Annotated in this window: 14 protein-coding genes; 6 read left to right on the top strand and 8 right to left on the bottom strand. The window is 71.1% G+C overall.

Going from position 1 to position 21,297, the window contains the following annotated elements; genetic code table 11:
- Window positions 1–25: 25 nt before the first annotated feature.
- From OIE74_RS04625 to OIE74_RS04610, 4 genes are read left to right on the top strand one after another with little or no spacing between them, the layout of a single operon-like run.
- Window positions 26–916: a cyclase family protein gene (locus OIE74_RS04625; protein WP_329378676.1), complete on the top strand. Its 891-nt coding sequence runs from the start codon at window positions 26–28 to the stop codon at window positions 914–916.
- The gene (locus OIE74_RS04620) at window positions 909–2,345 is read left to right on the top strand and encodes an MmgE/PrpD family protein (protein ID WP_329378674.1); all 1,437 of its coding nucleotides are present in this window, start codon (window positions 909–911) and stop codon (window positions 2,343–2,345) included. Before OIE74_RS04625 ends, OIE74_RS04620 begins: the two co-directional genes overlap by 8 nt.
- A gap of 1 nt (window position 2,346) precedes the next feature.
- Complete coding sequence (locus OIE74_RS04615; RefSeq protein ID WP_329378672.1) at window positions 2,347–3,816, top strand: dihydroorotase; 1,470 nt, start codon at window positions 2,347–2,349, stop codon at window positions 3,814–3,816.
- Window positions 3,817–3,830: 14 nt separating this feature from the next.
- A complete protein-coding gene (locus OIE74_RS04610) occupies window positions 3,831–4,667 on the top strand; it encodes an HpcH/HpaI aldolase/citrate lyase family protein (protein ID WP_329378670.1) in 837 nt (278 codons plus the stop codon).
- A gap of 349 nt (window positions 4,668–5,016) precedes the next feature.
- On the opposite strand, the gene OIE74_RS04605 is transcribed toward OIE74_RS04610, so the two are convergent.
- From OIE74_RS04605 to OIE74_RS04595, 3 genes are all read right to left on the bottom strand, one after another.
- Complete coding sequence (locus OIE74_RS04605) at window positions 5,017–7,209, bottom strand: hypothetical protein (RefSeq protein WP_329378668.1); 2,193 nt, start codon at window positions 7,207–7,209, stop codon at window positions 5,017–5,019.
- A gap of 71 nt (window positions 7,210–7,280) precedes the next feature.
- Window positions 7,281–7,733 (bottom strand): hypothetical protein, encoded by a 453-nt coding sequence (locus OIE74_RS04600; protein ID WP_443076339.1) that lies wholly within the window; start codon window positions 7,731–7,733, stop codon window positions 7,281–7,283.
- Window positions 7,734–7,801: 68 nt separating this feature from the next.
- A complete protein-coding gene (locus tag OIE74_RS04595; RefSeq protein ID WP_329378664.1) occupies window positions 7,802–9,358 on the bottom strand; it encodes a hypothetical protein in 1,557 nt (518 codons plus the stop codon).
- A gap of 366 nt (window positions 9,359–9,724) precedes the next feature.
- Here OIE74_RS04595 and OIE74_RS04590 point away from each other — a divergent pair, with 366 nt between their 5' ends.
- Complete coding sequence (locus tag OIE74_RS04590; protein ID WP_329392162.1) at window positions 9,725–10,420, top strand: cupin domain-containing protein; 696 nt, start codon at window positions 9,725–9,727, stop codon at window positions 10,418–10,420.
- A 64-nt stretch (window positions 10,421–10,484) separates the two neighbouring features.
- Here OIE74_RS04590 and OIE74_RS04585 read toward each other — a convergent pair whose 3' ends face one another.
- Entirely contained in the window at window positions 10,485–12,875 is a 2,391-nt protein-coding gene (locus OIE74_RS04585) for a discoidin domain-containing protein (protein ID WP_329378662.1), read from the bottom strand.
- A 250-nt stretch (window positions 12,876–13,125) separates the two neighbouring features.
- Between OIE74_RS04585 and OIE74_RS04580 the strand changes: the two genes are divergently transcribed.
- The gene (locus OIE74_RS04580) at window positions 13,126–16,392 is read left to right on the top strand and encodes a family 78 glycoside hydrolase catalytic domain (protein ID WP_329378660.1); all 3,267 of its coding nucleotides are present in this window, start codon (window positions 13,126–13,128) and stop codon (window positions 16,390–16,392) included.
- Between the two features lie 189 nt (window positions 16,393–16,581).
- Here the strand turns inward: OIE74_RS04580 and OIE74_RS04575 are convergent, their stop codons facing one another.
- From OIE74_RS04575 to OIE74_RS04560, 4 genes are all read right to left on the bottom strand, one after another.
- The gene (locus tag OIE74_RS04575; RefSeq protein ID WP_329378658.1) at window positions 16,582–17,619 is read right to left on the bottom strand and encodes a LacI family DNA-binding transcriptional regulator; all 1,038 of its coding nucleotides are present in this window, start codon (window positions 17,617–17,619) and stop codon (window positions 16,582–16,584) included.
- Window positions 17,619–19,037 (bottom strand): L-fucose/L-arabinose isomerase family protein, encoded by a 1,419-nt coding sequence (locus OIE74_RS04570; protein ID WP_329378656.1) that lies wholly within the window; start codon window positions 19,035–19,037, stop codon window positions 17,619–17,621. Before OIE74_RS04570 ends, OIE74_RS04575 begins: the two co-directional genes overlap by 1 nt.
- Window positions 19,038–19,074: 37 nt before the next feature.
- Complete coding sequence (gene rhaS / locus OIE74_RS04565; RefSeq protein ID WP_329378655.1) at window positions 19,075–20,163, bottom strand: rhamnose ABC transporter substrate-binding protein; 1,089 nt, start codon at window positions 20,161–20,163, stop codon at window positions 19,075–19,077.
- A gap of 91 nt (window positions 20,164–20,254) precedes the next feature.
- A complete protein-coding gene (locus tag OIE74_RS04560) occupies window positions 20,255–21,292 on the bottom strand; it encodes an ABC transporter permease (RefSeq protein WP_329392161.1) in 1,038 nt (345 codons plus the stop codon).
- Window positions 21,293–21,297: the final 5 nt, after the last annotated feature.

Genomic DNA, 21,297 nt, shown 5'->3' with positions numbered 1-21,297 from the left:
ACTTCGACCAGAAACGGATACTCCAGTGAGCAGCACCACGACATCGTCGGGCCCGCTGGCCCGACCGGGCAGGGACCGCCTCCTGGACGCGCTGCGGGACGGCGTACGGGCCTACGACCTGGCGCGGCCGATGTTCATCGGCATGCCGCAGTCCCCCAACCACCCGGCGTACTGGCACACCCTGCCGCGCCGGCACGGAGACCGGACCAGATCCGACGGGGGCTCGGCCGCCAACGACATGCTCGTGATGGGCACACATGTGGGCACCCACATCGACGCGCTCGCCCATGTCTCCCACAACGGCCTGCTGCACGGCGGAGTTGACGCGGCGGAGGCGGGAGCCGGCGGCGTCTACGCCGACCACGGTGTCCACACCATCGAGCCCATGGTCCGCCGCGGCGTCCTGCTCGACATCCCCGCCCTGCGCGGCGATGAATGCTGTCCGCCGGGTTACGAGATCACCCCGGCCGATCTCGAAGCGGCCGAGCGGCGGCAGGGCACCGAGATCGGCGAAGGCGACGTGGTGCTGATCCGCAGCGGCTGGGGGCGCCACTTCCACGACCCCGACACCCGGATCTACACAGGAGGGGAGTCCGGTGTGCCGGGGATCTCGGAGGCGGGCGCGCGTCTGCTGGCCGCCCGGCGGGTCCACGCGGCGGGCGCCGACACCATCGCCTTCGAACGGCTGGCGCCCGGCCAGGGACACAGCGTGCTGCCCGCGCACCGGGTGCTCCTGGTGGAGTCCGGCATCTACATCATCGAGACGCTGGCCCTGGAGGAGATCGCCGAACAGCGCGTGTACGAATTCACGTTCGTCCTCACGCCACTGCCGCTGTACGGCGCCACCGGGTCACCGGTGCGTCCGCTGGCGCTGGTCGGAGACGACCGGCCGGGCACCGGGAGGGCCGATGGCTGAGCCGACACTCGCCGGTGAGCTGGCGGCCTTCGCCGCGGGCACCCCGTACGACGCGCTGCCCGAGGACGTGACCCACAGCGTCGGCCGACGGGTCCTGGACATCCTCGGGCTGTGCGTCGCCGCCCACCGCCTGCCCACCAGCGGCGCGATCATCGCGCACGTCACCGAGCAGGGCGGACGCCCGCAGGCCCACGCGGTCGGCGGCGGCCCCCAGGCGCTGCCGGCCCCGCTGGCCGCGCTCGCCAACGGCGTACTCGCCCACTCCCTGGACTACGACGACACCCATCTGCCGTCCGTGCTGCACCCCAGCGCCTCCGTCGTTCCCGCCGCGCTCGCCGCCGCCGAACTGGCCGGTGCCTCGGGCCGGGAGACCGTACGCGCCGTCGCCATCGGCCTGGAGGTGTGCGTCCGGCTCGGGATGGCCGGCTACGACCCGGAGGCGGGCAACTCGACGTTCTTCGAGCACGGCCAGCACGCGACGTCCATCTGCGGGACGCTGGGCGGCGCCGTCGCCGCGGGGACCCTGCTCGGCCTGGACGAGGGCGGGCTCACGGATGTGCTGGGCATCGCCGCGTCCACCGCGTCCGGCATCATCGAGGCCAACCGCACCGGCGGCACCGTCAAACGGCTGCACTGCGGGTGGGCGGCGCACTCCGCCGTCACCGCGGCACAGCTGGTGGCCCGGGGCTTCACCGGACCGCCGACCGTGCTGGAGGGCAGGTTCGGCTTCTTCCAGGCGTTCCTGCACGGTGTCTACGCGCCGGAGGAGATCACCCGCGGCCTCGGCACCGACTGGGCCGTACCCGGCATCTTCTTCAAGCCCTACCCCGCCAACCACTTCACCCACACCGCGGTGGACGCGGCCCTGGAACTGCGCCGCCGGGGACTGGTCGCCGAAGAGGTGGAGTCCGCAGTCCTCGGGGTGCCCGCCCCGGTCCTGCGGACCATCGGCCAGCCGCTGGAGCGCAAGCGCGCGCCGGAGAACGGATACGAGGCCCAGTTCAGCGGTCCGTACGCCGTGGCCGCCGCGCTCTACGGGGCGGGCGAGGGGCTGGGCGTCGGCCTCGGCGACTACACCGACACGCTGGCCCAAGAGCCGCGGCGGCGCGCCCTGATGGCGAAGGTCGACGTGGTGGCGGACGCGCGCGCCACCGCCGGCTTCCCGTACCAGTTCCCCGCCACGCTGACCGTCCGCGACACCCGCGGCCGGACCTGGCACACGGAGATGCTTACCAACCGGGGCGGCACCGACCGTCCGCTCACCGACGGTGAGCTGGAGACGAAGTTCCGGGACAACACGGCGGGTCGGCTGTCCCCGGCCACCGCCGACGCCGTGACGGCGCGGGCCCGGCGGCTCGACAAGCTCGACGACATCCATGAACTCCTCGGCCTCTTGGCGGAGTTCGACAGCGACAGCGGGAGGCAGTGAGATGAGCGACTACGACCTTGTGGTGAAGAACGCCCGGGTGGTCAGCCACGAGCGGGACGAGCCCGTCGCGGCGGACATCGCGGTCCGCGACGGCCGTATCGCCCTGGTGGCGCCGGAGATCGGCGCCGGTCCCGGCACCGAGGTGGTCGACGCCGGCGGCAGGCTCGCCTTCCCCGGTGTGGTGGACGCGCACCAGCACTGGGGCATCTACAACGAGCTGGCGCAGGACGCCGGTTCGGAGAGCCGGGCCGGCGCGCAGGGCGGGGTGACCACGGCGCTCACCTATATGCGGACCGGGCAGTACTACCTCAACAAGGGCGGCCCTTACGCGGACTTCTTCCCGGAGGTGCTCGCGGCGGCCGAGGGCCGCGCCCACATCGACTACGCGTTCCATCTGGCGCCGATGAGCCGGGGCCACATCGATGAAATCCCCGATCTCATCGAGCGGTTCGGGGTGAGCTCGTTCAAGATCTTCATGTTCTACGGCAGCCACGGACTGCACGGGCGTTCCGCCGACCAGAACTCCTTCCTGATGACTCCGGAGGGCGAACGCTACGACTACGCGCACTTCGAGTTCGTGATGCGCGGCATCCAGGCGGCGCGCGAGCGCTTCCCGGAACTCGCCGACCAGATCTCGCTGTCGCTGCACTGCGAGACGGCGGAAATCATGAGCGCGTACACCAAACTGGTCGAGGACGCGGGGGAGTTGACCGGCCTGGCCGCCTACCACGAGTCCCGGCCACCGCACTCGGAAGGGCTGGCCGTCTCCATCGCCGCCTACCTGGCGCACGAGACCGAGCTGCCGACGATCAACCTGCTGCACCTTTCCTCGCGCAAGGCGGTCGACGCGGCGGTCCGGATGGCGCGGGCCTTCCCGCACATCGACTTCCGCCGCGAGGTCACGGTCGGACACCTGCTCGCCGACATCACCACCGCTCAGGGGCTCGGCGGCAAGGTCAACCCGCCGCTGCGGCCTCGCGAGGACGTCGAGGCTCTGTGGGAGTACGTCATGGACGGCACCGTCGACTGGGTGGTGAGCGACCACGCCTGCTGCCGTGAGGAGCTGAAGTTCGGCGAGCCGAAGGACGACGTGTTCCTGGCCAAGTCCGGGTTCGGCGGCGCCGAGTATCTGCTGCCGGGACTGATCACCGAGGGGAGCCGGCGGGGTCTGTCCTACGGCCGGATAGCGGCGCTCACCTCCTGGAACCCGGCTCAGCGCTACGGGCTCGGCACGAAGGGGGCGATCGCAGTGGGCCACGACGCGGACTTCTGTCTGGTGGACCCGGACACGCACTGGACCGTACGGGCCGCGGACTCCGAATCGGCGCAGGAGTACACGCCGTTCGAGGGCTTCGGTCTCACGGCACAGGTCACCGACACCTTCCTGAGGGGCCGCCGGATCCTCCGGGCGGGCAAGCCGGTCGGCGAACCGTCGGGCCGCTATGTGCACCGGCCGGTGCCGCGTCCGTGACACACGGAGCTGCTGTGAGATCCGCGCTGTACGTCCCGGGCGACCGGCCGGACATGCTGGCCAAGGCGCCGTCCCGGGGCGCCGACGCGCTCATCGTCGACCTGGAGGACGCCGTCCCGCTCGCGGGCAAGGACCGGGCCAGAGCGATGGTCGCGGCCTGGCTCGCCGGGCGGGGGACGGAGCCGGGGGGACCCGCGATCTGGGTACGGATCAACCCAGGGGAGCGCGGGCACGACGACGTACGCGCGCTGCTGGGCAGGGGAGTCACCGGCTTCTTCGTCGCGAAGACGGAGTCGCCGGAGGACATCGAAGCTGTGGCCGGCCTGCTCGCGGACGACCCGTCGGCGGTGCTGTGCCCGGTCCTGGAGAGCGCGGCGGCCGTCCTGGCGGCCCCCCGTATCGCCAACTGCCCACGGGTGGCACGTCTTCAGCTGGGGGAGGCCGATCTGCGGGCGGAACTCGGGGTCTCCCTCGGCCCGGGAGAGCCCGAACTGCTCTGGGCCCGGTCCCATGTGGTCCTCGCGTCGGCGGCGGCGGGTCTCGCCCCGCCCATGGCACCGGCCGCCACGGACGTAGGTGACCTCGGGGCGCTGAGGGCGAGCACGGAGGCGTTCAAACGACTGGGCTTCCGCGGGCGCACCTGTGTGCATCCCGCCCAATTGCTTGTGATCCACGAGGTGTTCACCCCGACCCCCACCGAACTGGCCGACGCGCGCGACCTGGTGGACCGCTTCGATTCCGCTGCCGGCGGAGCGATGCTGGACGAGGGGGGCCGCCTGATCGACGAGGCGATAGTCCGCCGAGCCCGCCGCCTGCTCTCCGAGACCGGGACAAGCCCGTCCGGAACGTGAGGCCGACGCGGCGGGGCGGCTCGGCCGCGCACGAGCCTGGGCGCTCTCCGTAAGGCCCCGCCCGGCTCACAGCGGCCGGGGCGCGCTCTTCCCCGTAGCCCTTCGGGCACGGGAGGTGCCGCGCGTGGTCCTCAGTCGCCCAGGTACGTCCAGCAGGACACCGATCCCCCGCCCCCGCGCCGGACGCGCGCCAGGCCGTGTCTGACGCGCGTGGTCCGGCGCACGGTCGCCCCGTTGTCGGAGTCGGCCAAGTACGCCCGGTGCGAGAGCGATCTTCCGCCTTGCGAGGGCAGGAACCGGCCGTCGCGCGCCCCGCCCGTCGGGCGCCGGCGCCGCGAGGCAGACGCGGCTAGCGCAGCCAGCGGCGCCACCACGGGCGGCCGCGCGGTGCGCCGCCGCTGGTCCATGGGGTCCAGGGGAACGACAGCAGTGCCAGCCCGCGGGTGTTGCGGGGTGGCGCAGGGGGTGGCTCGGGCAGGTGCGGCAGGGACGTTGTCGCCGGGACGGACGGGATCGAGACCGCGTCCGGGCGGGGTACCGCGGTCACCTCGATCCGGCACGGGCGGGCGTCCAGTGGGATCTCCACGCGCCGCTCCGCCAGATAGCGGCTGCGCGCCACCCGCATCTCCTGGCGCCGGCCCTCCTGCTCCCACACCACCAGCACCAGGACCGCGGGCTCGGGCCAGCGGAATCGCAGCTCCGCCTTGCCCGGAACCGTCCGACGGGCCGTCAAGTCCTCGACCGCGCCCGGTCGTTCGACCAGGACGCTCGATCCGGCCACCGCCCTGTCGCCCAGCACGCTGACCGGTGTCATCCGGACCCGGGTGCGCACCTCCGGCACCACGGTTACCGGGCCCTCACCCGGCGCCGACAACGCCGCCGCAGTACCTGACACATCGTCACCCGTCGCCGTGGGCAGACCCGGCCACTCCACCAGACGGCCGTCCCCGCGCACCGGCGGACGCCAGTCGATGGTCACCGTGCCGTCCTCCAGGCGCCGTACGGTGACGTCCTCCACCGGGGACGGCCATTCCACCGCCGTCGCCGCGACCCGCAGCCCCGGCGACCACACCAACTCCCCGCCGTCGCCGGGCAGATCGGGGACGGCCGGATAGCCGCACGAGATCTCGTACAGATACGTTCCGGGCCGCAGCGGGCGGTCCACGAACCCCTTGCGCCCGGCGGGCACCAGCAGCCCGTCGACCGGCACACCGTCCATCGGCTGCCCCGGCCCCTCCGCCTGTCCCGCCCGGCGCGGCGTCGAGCGCACCACCCTGAACGCCGTGGCCGCCGGGTGCGCCCGCCACTCCAGCCGTACGCCGTCGGGCACCGGCACCGCGCGGACCTCCTCCACGTCCGGCACCAGCAGCACCGCACCGGTGACACGCGGCACCCCCGCCAACTGGCCACGGCGCAGCGGCAGTACGGCGTACCGCACCCGCCTGCCGATCGGGGCGTCCGGATCGAGCACCGAGAGCGAGGAGTCCGGGTACGGCACCTCGACGGTCCGCTCGGGCGCCCCGTCCAGGAACCGCAGCACCCGGTACGACACCGGCCCCCCGAGCCGGGCGGTGTCACGCGGCAGGCGCGCGGCCGTCCATCTGAGCGTGACGGCCCGCCGCTCGACGGTCACCCGCAACGCCGAATCGACGGGCTCCCGCGCGTCGGGGGAGTGCCGCTCGTCCGCGAGGAGCGTGGCGGCGCCGAGCAGGCCCGCCATCGCCCGCTCGTCGTCGGCCGCCCGCCGCACCGCCGCGAGCCAGGAGACCGCCGCCGCGCGCGACTCGCCCAGCAGTCCGAGCCGCCGCGCCTCGGCCATCAGCCGGTCCACGGCCGCCGCCCGCTCGTTCAGCCGGGTCCGGAAGTTCGCGAGCACATGGTCGGCCGGACGCGCCGGAAGGAGGTCCGCGATCCGCAGCGCCTCCCGCAGCCGGTCACCGGGCCACACCTCGTTGACCGACTCGGCCGCGTCACGGACCGGCCCCTTGCCCGGAAAGCCCGCCGCGACGGCGGACGCCAGCGCGGCGGCGTCCGTGCTGTGCACACCCAGCGCCTCCGCCGCCTCCGCCGTCGGCCCCCCGGCCCTGTCCTTCAGCGCGCGGCACACCTGCCACAGCACGATGCGGCGCGGCCCCATCGGATCGTCCCGGACGACGGTCTCCATCGTGTCCATCAGGGCCGCGGCCGTACCCGCGCGCGGATCCGTCGAGGTGCGCCAGCGCTCGGCGGTCTCCTGTACGTGGCGCAGGTCCACCCGAGTCCACGCCCGTCCCCTGGCCGGGAACCACAGCCCGTCCAGGATCCGGAACCCGTCGTCCGTCGCGGCCTTCGGCAGCGTGGCGAACGGGCTCGTACCGGCTTCCACGGCCGGACCCCGCAGCAGATCGGCGGCATGCCGGAACCCCAGCCGGCTGATCACCGAGTCCAGGTCGGCGAAGCCCCGCATCCCGGGGAACTGCGGCAGGACGGGCAGCGGCAGCCGCCGCCCGTCCGTACCACCGTCCGTGCCTTCCGCCCGTGCACCGGGCCGCCACCGCTCCACGCCGTGGGTCCTCTCGTTCGTCGCGGCTCCAGGGCCTGCCTTCAGCCTGTCTTCACACCGGCCCGACCGGTTCAGCCGGGCGAGGTGTAGAAGTAGATCCGGATGATCGCCGTGTTCGCCGGTTCGCCGAGATCGTGGAAGTCGTCCGTCGCTGTCTTCTTGGAGAACATCTCCGGACGGGCCTTGCTGAGCAGCGAGTTGACGCGGTGCGCGTACTCCGTGCCGCCCTGGCTGCCACCGAAGGTCAGCACCAGCGCGGCGGTGCGCCCCGGCCACTTCTTCGTGCCCTTGTTGATCTGGGAGACGATCTCCTTGGTCTCGCCGCCCTTCACCCGGATCTGCTGCGGCTTCAGCTCGACCGACCTCGGCCCGACAGGGGTCGGTGTCGGCGATGGTGAGGGTGAGGCGGACCGCGACGGTGACGGCTTGCCGGTGGCGCGGGCGGCCAGCGGGTCCGGCCGGTCCGCCATCGACACCAGGGCGAGCACCAGCACCAGGTCGGCGAAGAGCCAGCCGGCCAGCATGATGACGCCGGGCCGCCCGCCGCGCCGTACCCGTCCGGCCAGTTGGCCCACCCGGCGTACGGGACGGCTCACGGGCCCACCTCGTCCTGCGGCGGATACGGCGAACGTGCCGGATCCTGCTGAGGAATGCCGGGCATGGTCGGCGCATCAGGACCGGTACCGGTCCCGCCGCTGGAACTCCCGTTGCCCGCCCCGCCGTTCGCCCCGCCGTTCGCGCCGGTCAGCAACAGCCGTTCCGTGGGCGTGTCGTACTCGAAACCCGCCCCGTTCGCGCGCCCGCCCGGAAGCGTCGGCGCGGCGGACGGGTCGGGCGCCGGGTCCGGCGCCGGGCCGAAACCCGGGTCGCCGCCCGCGTCGGGCGACGGACCGGACCCGGCCCGAGGCACCGACAGCCCGCGCAGCCCGGTGTCCAGCCGCGCCGCCGCGTCCTGCCAGTGGGCCGCCGCCGCGTCCCAGCGCTCGGTGGCCTCCCGCATCCCGTCCACTGCTTCGTTCGTACGCCCGGCGCTGTCCACCAGCGCCTGCGAGGCGCGCTCTGTGGCCTGCGCCACCGTCTCCGACTTCGTGGCCAGGGTCTGCTGCGCGGCGGCCAGCGCCTTGAGCGACGACTCCACCGTGTCGCCCGCCGACTTGATGCGGTCGGCGATCTTGCCCGCCGCGGCCTGGTTCTCCGCGCCCGCCTGCATGGTCGCCGCCTGACCGCCCCGTACGGCGGCCTCGATACGGTCCGCCACCGTGCCGAGCTTCGGCAACTCGCCCGTCAGCGCGAGCGCGGCGTTCTCCAGTGAAGTGGTCGCGTCCTCCAGCGCCTTCGCCGAGGTGACCAGCGAGTTGTGACTGCGGTCGGCGCGCGAAGCCAGCGACTCCATCCGGGTGGCGGCCTTGCTCAGACCGGCCGTGAACTGCTGCGGAGACGCGGCACGGTGGGGTACGAGCGTCAGCTGGATCCTCGTGAGCAGGGACGCGAGCCGGCCGAGCAGATACTCCTGCTCGCCGTTCAGCTTCGCCTCCGCACGGTCGCCGCGCGAGCGCGCGCGGGCGTGCCACACCGAGAGCACCACCAGCAGGCTGATCAGCACGACCGCCATCAGCGCCACGTTCTCGAACCGGCCCGACGACGAGAGATGCCCGCCGAATCCTGTCTGCCACAGCTGGAGGAACGGCCTGGTCGCCTCCTTGGGATTCTCCTGGCTCAACTCGCCGTAGGCGCGCACCGCTTCCCGCAGTCCGAACCAGGTGATGAGCAGCGGGACGAACACCAGAACACCCAGAAGGGCCTCCAAGGAGCCCTCGCGGACAGGGCGTTGACGCAGCTCGTCACGCACCGTCCGCAGGAGCGCCTTGGCTCCGGACTTGGCCGCCAGTGCGGTCCGCAGCTGTGTGTGGAGGGCCGCACGACGGCCGGCCGGCGCCTGGGCCAGACTCTCCGGGCGTACGTAGGACTGCACCAGATCCAGGTCGGCCCAGCGGTCGAGGCGCTTGTGCTGCTCCAGGTCCTGTGCGAGGTCGATGAGTTCAGCACTGCGCAGTTCGAAGGCGGGCTCGGCGGCGAGAGTCCTCAGCTCCGCCGCCAGTTTCTTCTGCTCCGGGTCCGCCTGCGCCGTGCTGGGTGATACCTGTGCCAACCCTGTTTCCCCCTGAAATCGGGTGCTCCCCGTGAACGTGCACCGTTGTAACGCCCGGCCGCCTCGCCGCGACACCTCATGTGGGGACGCCCCCGAGGTGGCGGTGGTTCCTCGTGTTGTGCTTCGGTCGTCGCGAAAGCGTATCTCCCAGGCCGAGTTGAGGGTCCCACAGGGCGGATCCTTACGACGGGCACTCCCGCCCGGCCCCCGTACCCGCCGTTGACAGGGGTACGGGGCGGACCTACGTTCTGACAGAAAGCGCTTACTCCGGCCGGCCCCGAAGGGGGAGTGTTGACGACGTACAGCACCACCTCAACCGCAGACACAGGCACAAGCACCGGAGACGCAGCCGCCGGTTTCCCCGGACTGCCCGGCGCCGTCGCCGTGTCACATCTGACCGTGTACGACTGGGAGGCGGCCGACGGTCTCCACGGTGGCACCCCCCATCTGCATCTGACGTGCTCCGAGGGGTATGTGGTGACCGCGGGCCGGGGCGCCGTGCAGACCCTCACCGCCGAAGGGTTCGAGAGCACCTCGCTGGAGCCGGGCGCACTGGTGTGGTTCACCCCCGGCACCATTCACCGGCTCGTGAACGAGGAGGGCTTGCGGATCGTCGTACTGATGCAGAACAACGGACTGCCCGAGGCCGGGGACGCCGTGCTGACCCTGCCGCCCGAGCACCTGACCGACCCCGAGACCTACGCGCGCCTCGTACGGGTCCCCGAGGGCGCCGAGGCGGAGCAGGCGGCGTTCGCACGGCGCCGGCGGGACCTGGCGGTCGAGGGGTTCGCGGCGCTGCGCGCGGCGTGGGACGCCGGGGACGACAAGCCGCTGCTGGACTTCCACCGCGCGGCCGGCGCGCTGGTACGGCGGAGGCTCGACGCGTGGCGGGCGCGCTGGGAGGCGGGCGCCTCGGAGGCCGCGCGGCAGACCGGCGCCCAGCTCGGCCGGCTCGCCGAGGGCGACGTGTCGCACCTCGCCGAAGCGCGGGTGCACGCCCGACTGCCGGAGGCGCACGGCAAGTTCGGCATGTGCGGGCGCCTCGACACGTATCTGGTGTGAAGGACCCGCCCGAAGTGCGGCGGTGCGGTGCGCCGGTCCCACCGGCACACCGCACCGCGTCGGATCAGTCCGCGTAGACCTCCAGTTCGGAGAGCTGCGCGGCGGGCCAGCCCGTGTTGCCGGTCACGGTCACCCGTACGTACCGGGTCGGCGTGCCGGGCAGGCCGACGGTGGCGGTGTTGGCGCTCGACGGGTTGAAGGTGACGCCCGCCGGTGCCTTGAGTGAGGTGTAGGTGGAGTTGTCGGTGCTGCCAGAGACCCCGAGTGTCTGCGTACGGGTCTGCCACGCCGCGGCCGGCGGAAGCTTCAGCACCAGCCGGTCGACGTTCTTCGCCGAGCCGAGATCCACGGTGATGGACTGCGGGAAGGCGTTGTTGGTGCTCTCCCAGTAGGTGTTGGCATCGCCGTCCACGGCGTTGCCGGGGCCGTACGTCTGTGTCTGGCCGGTCGCGGTGACCGGACGGCCATCGGCGAGGTTGCCCTCGTCACCCGGCGGGTCGGTCGGGGGATCGGTCGGCGGGTCCGTCGGGTCCCCGGGGTCCACGGGACCGCCGGGCACACCGCCGTTGGTCCACTCCGGCGCGGGCCACACACCCGTGCAGGCGGGCGGGTTGGAGTACCAGCCGGAGTTCCCGCTGCCGACCTGGGTGATCTGGAATCCGGCGCCCACACAGTTGTGGATCGTGTTGGACTGGGCGATGTTGGTGGCCTTGACGTTCTCGAAGGTGGCCCTGCCCGGTGCCTGGATCTGGAGTGCGTAGGTACCGGCGCCGTCGATCTTGATGTTCTTGAAGTTCAGCCCGTTCGTCGCGCCCTCGATCAGATGGATCGCGGCGTAGGAGCTGTCGAGTATCTCGGTGTCGGTGATGTTGATCGTCGCGTTGTTGATGGGTTCGTTGAGCCCGCTGAACCACACGGCGCCGACACCGAACTGCCAGTTGAAGTCGTTGTTCCCGGCCCGGATGAGCGTGTTGCGCGCGGCGGTGTGGGTACCCGAAACGGCCGTGCCCTGACCGGAGTTGACACCTGGGTAGCGGTTGGCGATGTGCAGGCCGCCGCCGTTGGTGATGGTGTCCGACATGACGTTGTCGGAGATGGTGATGTCCTTGCCGCCGTAGGTGACGATGTTGTTCGCCAGGATCGGCAGGATCACCGTGTTGAACGTGAATTTGTTGTTGACGTTGGGGATGTTCTCCGCCCACATGGCCAGACCGTCGTCACCGGTGTTGCGTACGAAGGTGTTGGTGACAGTGGAGTTGGTGACGCCGTAGTGGAAGTTCACACCGTCGGCCGTCTGGTCCAGGATGCGGCTGTTCCTGATGGTGAGGTTGTTCATCGGACCGTCCACCCAGACACCGCACTTGGTGTGCTGCATCCAGATGTTGTCGATGACGGAGTTGGACAGCGCGCCACCGATGGCGTTGACCTGGTCGTTGTCCACGCGCTCACGGATGTCGCCGATGATGGCGAAGTCCTTGAGGGTGACATCGCTGCTGCCGCCCTGGTTCGCGTACTTCCCGTAGACGCCGACCGCCTTGCTGCGGTCGGTGGGATGCCGGCCCTTCAGGACGCTGTACCAGGGTCCGGCGCCGGCGAGCGTCACCTTGTCGACCACGATGTGGTCGCGGATCTCGAAGTTGCCCTGCGGGATGTAGACGGTTCTGTTCTGTGCCTGCCCGGCGGCCACCGCCGCCTGGAACTTGGCGGTCGAGTCCGCGGCGCCCGTCGGGTCGGCGCCGAAGTCGGCGACGACGTCGAGCGCGCCCGCCGGCTTGGCCTTCGGTGCTTCCACCTGCTCGAAGTCGGCGAGGTCGATGGTGAACGTCGGTGACTGCGCGGTCGACGACACCTGGAGCCGGACCTTGGTGCCGACCCCCAGGGTGGAGCCGAACATGGTGCGCGTCTCGTCGTAGAAGTGGTGGGGGTTGGTGTCGCCGGGGTTGTTGTTGAACGGGTAACCACCGTAGTACCAGCCGTACTTGGAGGTCACGGGTACGTTCTTGAGCTGGTTGCCGTTGACCCGTACGTCGATCCCGGCGTCCCGGCCGGTCCCGGCCGAGTTGTCGGGCAGCGAGTAGCGGAAGGTCATGGCGTTGGCCGGCTTGGTGAGGGTGAACTCCACGTACTCACCGACCGCGTCGAGCGTCACGGCCTGCCGTCCGGAGGCCTCCGAGGGAAGCGATCCGTACAGGCGGTTGGGGCCGATCAGGGTGCCGTTGGTGGCGGCGTACTCGGCCTCGTGCTCCACGAACGGCACGGTGGCGCCCCGGCCGGGGATGCCGACGGGGGAGGGGGCGGGCACTCCGGCGGCAACGGCTGCCGGAGCGGCGGACATCACGACCACGGCGGCCGTCCCGGCCACCGCCGTCGCGAGAGCCAGGGAGACGGACAGGGAGGCGGAGAGCGAGGCGGATATGCCGCGGCGGAGCAGGCGGCGTCTCGGGGGAGGTGTCACAGACATACGTCCTTGCGGCTCGTGGGGACTCTGCGGACGCCAGAAGGCTAGGAGCGGTTCCGCAGGAAGTCTATGAATCCGCGCAATAATTGATGATCGGTCAGAGATCCTCTTCTCGATCGTAGCAAGAAGTGGGGCAACGGCGGACGTTCCGCCCGGGGCTCCCGCACCTCTTGTGAGCCCTCCCGGATCGGCCATACGATTCTTGACACGGACATGAAACGATTCAATCAAAGGGGCTGGCATGGGCATGGGCTGGACACGCAGAAGTCTCCTGGGCACTTCCGTCGTGGGCGCCGGCGCCGGAATCGTCTCTCTCGCCGCCGGCCCGGCGGCCTCGGCCGCCACTCCCGCGAAGGGCCACGAGCCCTCGCGCGGCGGCGGGTTGCGCGTCGTCGCCGCGAAGGTGGAGTACGCGGAACACGTCCTCGGCACCGACAACCCGACCCCTCTCCTCTCCTGGGAGCTGACGGCCGACGGCCACGGTGCCCGGCAGCGCGCGTACCAGATCAGGGCGGCCACCGACCCCCGCGACCTCGCCGGAGGGCGCCAACTCCTCTGGGACACCGGCAAGGTGACCTCTCCGCGCACCGTCGCCGTCCCCTACGCCGGGCCCGCGCTGCCGCCCCGTACCCGCTGCCACTGGCAGGTCCGCGTCTGGGACGGCTCCGGCGACGTCTCGTCCTGGAGCACGGCCGGCTGGTGGGAGACCGCGCTCGGCGACGAGAAGTGGGGCGCCACCTGGATCGGCGCCGACGCGGGCGCCGATCCCCTCACCCTCGACGGCGCCTCCTGGATCTGGACCGAAGGCGCGACCACCGGCGACGCCCCCGCCGGACCGCGCTGGTTCCGCGCCGCCCTCGACCTCCCCGCCGGCGCCGCCGTCGCGAGCGCTACCTTCGTCGCCACCGCCGACGACGACTTCACCCTCCACCTCGGCGGCACACAGGTGGCCCACGCGCCCGAACAGCAGGACGGCTGGCGCACAGGCAGGACCGCCGATGTCACCGAAGCCGTCAAGGCGGCCGGACAGCGCGTCGTGCTCGCCGCCGTGGCCACCAACCGCGGCGGTGCCTCCGTCAACCCGGGCGGATTCATCGCCCGGCTCGTCGTGGAGACCACCGACGGGCAGAGCCGTGAATTCGTCACCTCCGGCGACTGGCTGACCGCCGAGACCGAACAACAGGGCTGGCAGCGGCCGGACTTCGACGACAGCGGCTGGGCTCCCGCCAACGTCCTCGCCCCCTACGGCGAAGGCCCCTGGGGCGACGGCGTGTCCGTCTCCCTGCCCGAGGCGCCCGCGCCCCTGCTGCGCCGCGAGTTCACCGTGCGCAAACCGGTCACCCGCGCCCGCCTCTACATCAGCGGACTCGCCTACTACGTCGCCGAGTTGAACGGCGAAACAGTCGGCGAGCAGGTGCTCGACCCGGCGTTCACCGACTACGACGAGACCGTCATGTACGCCGTCCACGACGTGACGTCCCTGCTGAGCCGGGGTGACAACGCCATCGGCGTCACCCTGGGCCGCGGTTTCTACGGCATGACCACCCCCAACGTCTGGAACTGGCACCAGCCGCCCTGGCACGGCGAGCCGCGCCTCCTGTGCCGGCTGGAAGCCGAACACCCGGACGGCACACGCACCACCGTCGTCTCCGACACCGACTGGCGCATGACCGAGGGCCCCACCCTCACCAACTCCCTCTACGCCGGCGAGACGTACGACGCGCGCCTGGCCCCCACCGGCTGGACACGCCCCGGCTTCGACGACCGGGAGTGGCGCGCCCCGGGAGCCCAGCAGGCGCCGAAGGGCGCTCTGCGTGCCCAGCCGCACGACCCCATCGAGATCATCGACACCATCACGCCCACCAAGATCAGTGAACTGCGTCCCGGTATCTATGTGGTCGACATGGGCCGCACCACCGCCGGCTGGACCCGGCTGACCGTCAAAGCGCCTGCGGGCACAGTCATTTCGCTCACTCACGGCGAGAAACTCAAGACCGACGGCAGCGTCCACGCCGAGACCGGGCATGTCCCCGGCCGCTTCCAGCGCGACGAATACATCTGCGCGGGCGGCACGAAGCCCGAGGTGTGGGAGCCCTCGTTCTCGTACAAGGGCTTCCGCTATGTCCAGATCGAGGGCCTGCCCGCCCGGCCCGAACCGTCCGACGTGCTCGGCAGGACCGTCCACACGAAGGTCGACGAGGTCAGCGCGTTCTCCTGCTCCGATCCCTTCTACGAGCAGCTCGACAAGGCGATGCGCCGCACCCTCCTGAACAACCTGCACGGCATCCCGACCGACACCCCCATGTACGAGAAGAACGGCTGGACGGGCGACGCGCAGCTCGGCGCGCCCACCCTCGCGTACGGCTTCGGCGTCCACCGCTTCCTCGGGAAGTGGCTGGACGATCTGAAGGACAGTCAGAACGCCGACGGACAGCTCCCGGTGATCGTCCCGAGCGGCGGCTGGGGTTACGGCGACCTCGGCCCGTCACCGGAGTGGACCACCGTCTACCCGTTCCTGGTACGGGAGATGTACCGGGTGTACGGCGACGACCGGGTCGCCCGGCAGCACTGGCCGGTCCTCACCCGCTATCTGGACTGGGAGCTGGACCGTCTTGTGGACGGCCTCGCGATCACCGCCCTCGGCGACTACCTGCCGCCCGGCTACGGCGGCAACCCGCCCGAGGACACCCGTCTGACGGCCACCGCTTATCTGCACCGCGCCCTCGTGGGCACCGCCGAGATGGGCGAACTGCTGGGCCACGACGATGTCGCCGCGCGTTACCGCACGGCGGCGGGCGGGCTCAAGGACGCCCTCAACGCGGAGTTCCTCAACGACGCCGGGCACTACAGCACCGCCAAGGACCCGGACTACCGGCAGACCTCCAACGCGATCCCGCTCGCCTTCGGCCTCGTCCCCGCCGGCGCCCGCGCCTCCGTCGTGGACAGCCTCGTCGCCGACATCACCGCACGCGGCAACCACCTCAACACCGGCGCGCTCGGCACCAGCGTGCTGCTGCGCGTCCTGTGCGCGCACGGCCACCCGGACATCGCCCACGCCATCGCCACCCAGCGCACCTACCCGAGCTGGGGCTACTGGTTCGACAACGGCGCCGACACCATGTGGGAGATGTGGCAGCTCGACTCCCGCTCCCGCGACCACTACTTCCAGGGCACAGTCGCCCAGTGGCTGTACGAGAACGTGGCCGGACTGCGCCCCGGCGACGACGGCTACCGCACCTTTACCGTCCGCCCCGACGCCCGCACCGGGGTCAGCTGGGCGCGCACCTCGATCCGCACGGTGCGTGGACCGGCCTCGGTGGCATGGTCCAAGGTCGGCCGTGACCTGCGGCTGACGGTGAAGGTGCCGGTCGGGGCGAGCGCCGAGGTCCATGTGCCCGCCGACCGCGAGGACAAGGTGACCGCACCGAAGGGCGCGACGTTCGTCCGTACGGAGCCCGGCTTCCAGCTCTACCGCGCGCCCCACGGCACATGGGATTTCGTGGCCCGCGGCTGACTCATGTCGCCGGGCCGGGCGTTGTGCTCTGCCCTCAATCACCGGACGGGCGTTGTGCTCTGCCCTCGATCGCCGGACGGGCCCTGTGTCTTGTCCTCAATCGCCGGACGGGCTTGAAAGCCCGTCCGGCGATCGAGGACAAGCGTGGCGACACGGCCCGCTTCGAAGTGTGGGCGTGGTGACGGAGCGTCAGCTCCGGTGCCCGCCGCCGGCGCGCGGCATCGAGGACTCCCGCACCACCAACTCCGGTTGCAGCACGATCCGTTGATGCCGGTGATCGGCCGCCGACTCACCCGTCTCCTCGATCAGCAGCTCCGCCGCGAGCCGCCCCATCTGTGAGGCCGGCTGGCGCACCGACGTGAGCGGCACCGCCGCGGCCGACGCGAACTCGATGTCGTCGTACCCCACGAGCGCCATCTCGTCCGGCACGGCCACCCCCGCCCCGTACATCGACTGGAGCACCCCGAGCGCCAGCAGGTCGTTCGCGCAGAACACCGCGCTCGGCCTGCTGTGCAGCCCCAGCAGCCGGGCCCCGGAGTCACGCCCCGCCGACACGTCCAGCCGCTCCGCCTCCACCACCCGCAGCCGGTCGGCCGGCAGCCCGGCCTCCTCCAGCGCCAGCAGCGCGCCCGCCCGCCGGTCCCGGCACTGCGCGAGATGCAGCGGACCGGACACATACGCGATGTCGGTGTGTCCCTGGGCCAGCAGATGACGCATCGCGAGCGCCCCGCCCGTCACATCGTCCACCGACACCGAACAGGCCTCCTCGCTCGGCACCACCCGGTCCACGAAGACGAACGGGATGTCCTGCCGCCGGAAGCTCTCCAGATTCCGGCCGGTCTCGTCGGCCGGTGTGATCAGCACGCCACGCACCCGCTGCTCGCTGAAGAGCCCCAGATACTCGGCCTCCTCGCTGCTGCTCTGCGCGCTGTTGCAGAGCATCACACCGAGCCCGGACTCCCGGGCCACCCGCTCGGCACCGGTGGCGACGTCCACGAAGAACGGGTTCGCCATGTCGAGCACCAGCAGCGCGATGATGCGGCTGCGGCCGGCCCGCAGATGGCGGGCCGACTCGCTGCGTACATAGCCCATACGCTCGATGGTGGACAGCACCCTCGCCCGTGTCTCCTCGGCCACCGAATCCGGCCGGTTGATCACGTTCGACACCGTGCCGACGGAGACGCCCGCCACCCGGGCGACGTCCTTGATTCCCACCGATTGCGCCATCAGACAGTGACCTCCACCAGCTCCAGACCGCTCAGACCGGCAAGCGCGCGCAGTTCCGGAATGATGTCGCCGGGGGCGAGCGCCCAGTGGTGCCCCACTCCGCTCGCACTCCACGCGTCGGTCCATTCGCCCGGGTCACGGCCGAAGTCGACACGCGATGTGGTGTTGCCGATTTCCAGCAGCGGGCCTTGGACCACTTTACCCACCGCGGTGACCAGCCTGTAGCGACCGTCCCTGGACTGGCCGAGTCCCACCAGCGTCACAGGCCCCCGCCGTACGTCGCACTCGACCGACACACCCCAGCCGCGCTTGCCGTGATAGACACCGAGCCCGCGCAGCACCGGCCGCCGCGCGCAGATGGTCGGATTGGCCGGCCCGTCGTGGCCCATCTCGACCACCCCGTCCCGGAAGTTCAGTGCTTGGAGCTCGGTGAAGGTGCCGCCCGCGCCCAGCCGGTCCGTGATCAGCATGGCCAGCGACGTGCGCAGCTCGTACTCCCCGCACGCGGGGACGCCACGTGCCGTCAGCAGCGAGGAACCGAGGATCATGCCCGCGCCGAGGCGTTCGTGGAGCTCACCCTCCAGACCCCGGTGGTAGTACGCAAGCGAGTCCAGCGCGAAGTCGTCCACCAGCCGGTCGAGGCCGACCGACACCCTGGCCGCCCACACCAGGTCCTCCTCGGCCACCGAGTCCGCGATCTCGAACGCCTCGCGGGTCTCCGCCAGCTTCGCGGTCACCTCCGAATCGGCGGCCTTCATCGCCCGGACACGCAGATCGTCGAACTCCAGGACCTCCACATGCCCGCCCAGATTGGCCGGCACCATCGTCAGGTCCGTCGACACGTCGTACATGCCCGGGTACAGGTGACCCATCAGCCCGTGCCGGCCCGTACGCAGCGCCCCGCGCACCCCCGCCGCCCTGATCCACCGGCCGATCCGCTCCCACGCCCGCCCGTCCTCCAGATGGCCGGAGACGGAACGGAACGGCACCCCGACGCGCTCGAAGGCGTTCGCCATCTCCGGCAGCGGACAGGCGCCGCAGTACGCCAGCCACTCGCCGGTGCCGAACGTCGCGTGGTCCATCGCCTCCGTGGGCTGGAGATTGATGAGCAGCACCGGCGCGCCGCTGCGCTGGGCGACGGGCACGAGCATCGTCGCCGTCATGTAGGTGGTGAGGAAGCCGACGATCAGATCGCAGTCGGCGGCCCGCAGCTTCTCGGCCGCCGCCGCGCCCTCCTGGGCGTCGGAGATGAATCCGACGTCCACGACCTCGGCGTCGTACTCGCCCAGACGCTCCGTCACCCGCCGTGCGGAGAGCTTGAGTTGGGGAAGCAGGTCGGGGAACTGGGGCCAGTACGCCCCGAGCCCGCCGGAGACAAGGCCGATCCGGGTACGGCGAGGGGTGGTTGGTGCGTTCATGGGGCTGCTCGCTCTCACTCTGCCGGCCGCGGGTACCTCAGAAGTCGAAGTCGCCGATGTTCTTGGCGTCGAAGACCGTCGGCGGGCCGAGGATGATCTCGCCGTCCTTGCCGACCGTGTACTCGCCCAGGTCACCGGCCTTGAACTTCTCGCCCTCGGCCCCGGTGATCTGTCCGGACGCCAGCGCCGCCGCCGCGTACGTACCGAGGTAGCCCAGCTTCTTCGGGTCCCACAGCGAGAACTGGTCGAGCGTGCCGTTCTCGATGTACTTGCGCATCTGGTTGGGCGTGCCGAGGCCGTTGAGGACGACCTTCCCCTTGTACGAGGAGTCGCCGATGTAGCGGGCCGCCGCCGCGATGCCGACCGTCGTGGGCGAGATGATCCCCTTGAGGTTCGGGTACGCCTTGAGGAGCCCCTGGGTCTCCTGGAAGGACTTCTGGTCCTGGTCGTCGCCGTACGCGACCTTGACCAGCTTCATGTCCTTGTACTCGGGCTTTGTGAGCTCGTCCTTCATGAACTCGATCCAGGTGTTCTGGTTCGTCGCGTTCTGCGTCGCCGACAGGATCGCGATCTCGCCCTTGTTGCCGAGCTGTTCGGCGATGTTGCGGACCTGGCTGCGGCCGATCTCCTCCGAGCTGGCCTGGTTGATGAAGAGCTGGCGGCAGTCCTTGGCGGTGTCGGAGTCGTACGCGACGACCTTGATGTCCTGCCTCATGGCCTGCTTGAGCGGGCCGCACACCGCGTTGGGGTCGTTCGCCGCGATGAGGATCGCGTCCTGCTTCTGCTGGATGAGGGTGTTGATGTACGAGACCTGCGACGACGCCTTCGCGTTGGAGGGCCCGACCTCCTTGCCGGTGGCGCCGATCTCCCCGGCCGCCGCGATACCCGCGTCGTCGACGATCTTCTCGTACGGGTTGTTGATCTGCTTGGGCAGGAAGGCGATCTTCAGGCCCTTCTTGAGTGGGGCGTCCGGATTCGCCTCGGCGTTGCCCGACTTGGCGGGGGTGTCGTCCTTCACGGAGTCCTTGGTGGTGCCCGAGCAGCCCGACACGGCGAGCGTCAGGGCGCAGAGCGCGGCGGATGCGGTGACGACGCCGCGGCGTCGGGAGCGGGCCTGCGACAGCATGATGAGTGCCTTTCGGGAGGGTCGGAACGGGAAGTTCGGAGTGCGGACGCCGGGGCGCGGACCTCAGGGTGCGGGCGTCGGGTCGCGAGTGTCAGGGCGCGGCGGAGACCGGGACGGATTCCTCGGCCGCCGTACGCCGGTGCCGGCGCTCCGCGAGCACGGCGATGATCCGGGGAGTCAGCACGGAGGCGACGAGCAGCAGGCCGGTGACGATCACCTGGATCTCGTTGGAGATGTCGTTGAGGGTCAGCAGATTCGTCAGCAGCCCGATCAGCAGCACACCGGCGACGGCGCCGCCCAGCGTGCCCTTGCCGCCGTCGAAGTCGACACCGCCGAGCAACACCGAGGCGATGACGACCAGTTCGAGACCGAGCCCGTTGTCGGCGCGGGCGCTGCCGTAGCGCAGGGTGTAGACGATCCCGGCGAACGAGGCGACGAGACCGGACACCACGAACAGCGCGAGCTTCAGCCGCTTGACGCGGATACCCGCGAACCACGCGGCGTCCTCCTGCGCGCCGATCGCGAACAGCGAGCGGCCGAAGCCCGTGCAGTGCAGCGCGATCGCCGTACCGACGGCGAGCACCGCGAACAGCGCGACCGGATACGGGACGAAGGTGCCGGGCACCGTCTCCGTGTACGCCGCGTACTTGGCGTACGTCTCCGGGAAGTCGGCCACCGCCTCGTCACCGAGGATGACGGACGCCAGCCCGCGGTAGAGCGTGAGCGTACCGATGGTGACGGCCAGCGAGGGCAGGCCGACCCGGGTGACGAGCCAGCCGTTCAGCAGCCCGCCGACCGCGCCCGCCAACAGGCAGAGGGGGACGATCAGTTCGAAGGTGAATCCCGCCTGCCAGAGTGAACCGGCGAGCGCGCTGGACAGGCCCAGCATCGAGGCGACGGAGAGATCGACCTGGCCCGCGACCACCAGCAGGGTCATCGGCAGCGCGATCAGCGCGACCTCGGAGATGTCGCCGAGCGCCGCCGACAGGTTGTCCGTGTTGGCGAACCCGTCGGTGGTGCCGGTGCCCGCCAGGAAGACCGCGATCAGCAGGATGCCGACGGCCGTGTCCCAGCGCAGATATCTGCTCAGGGACGCCGGTGCTGGCCGTGTCGTCTTCGCCTGTGCCATGGGGT

The organism is Streptomyces sp. NBC_01716 (assembly GCF_036248275.1).
Lineage (GTDB): Bacteria > Actinomycetota > Actinomycetes > Streptomycetales > Streptomycetaceae > Streptomyces.
Note: the sequence above shows the minus strand (reverse complement) of the source record. Positions and strands in the feature narration are given on the sequence as shown.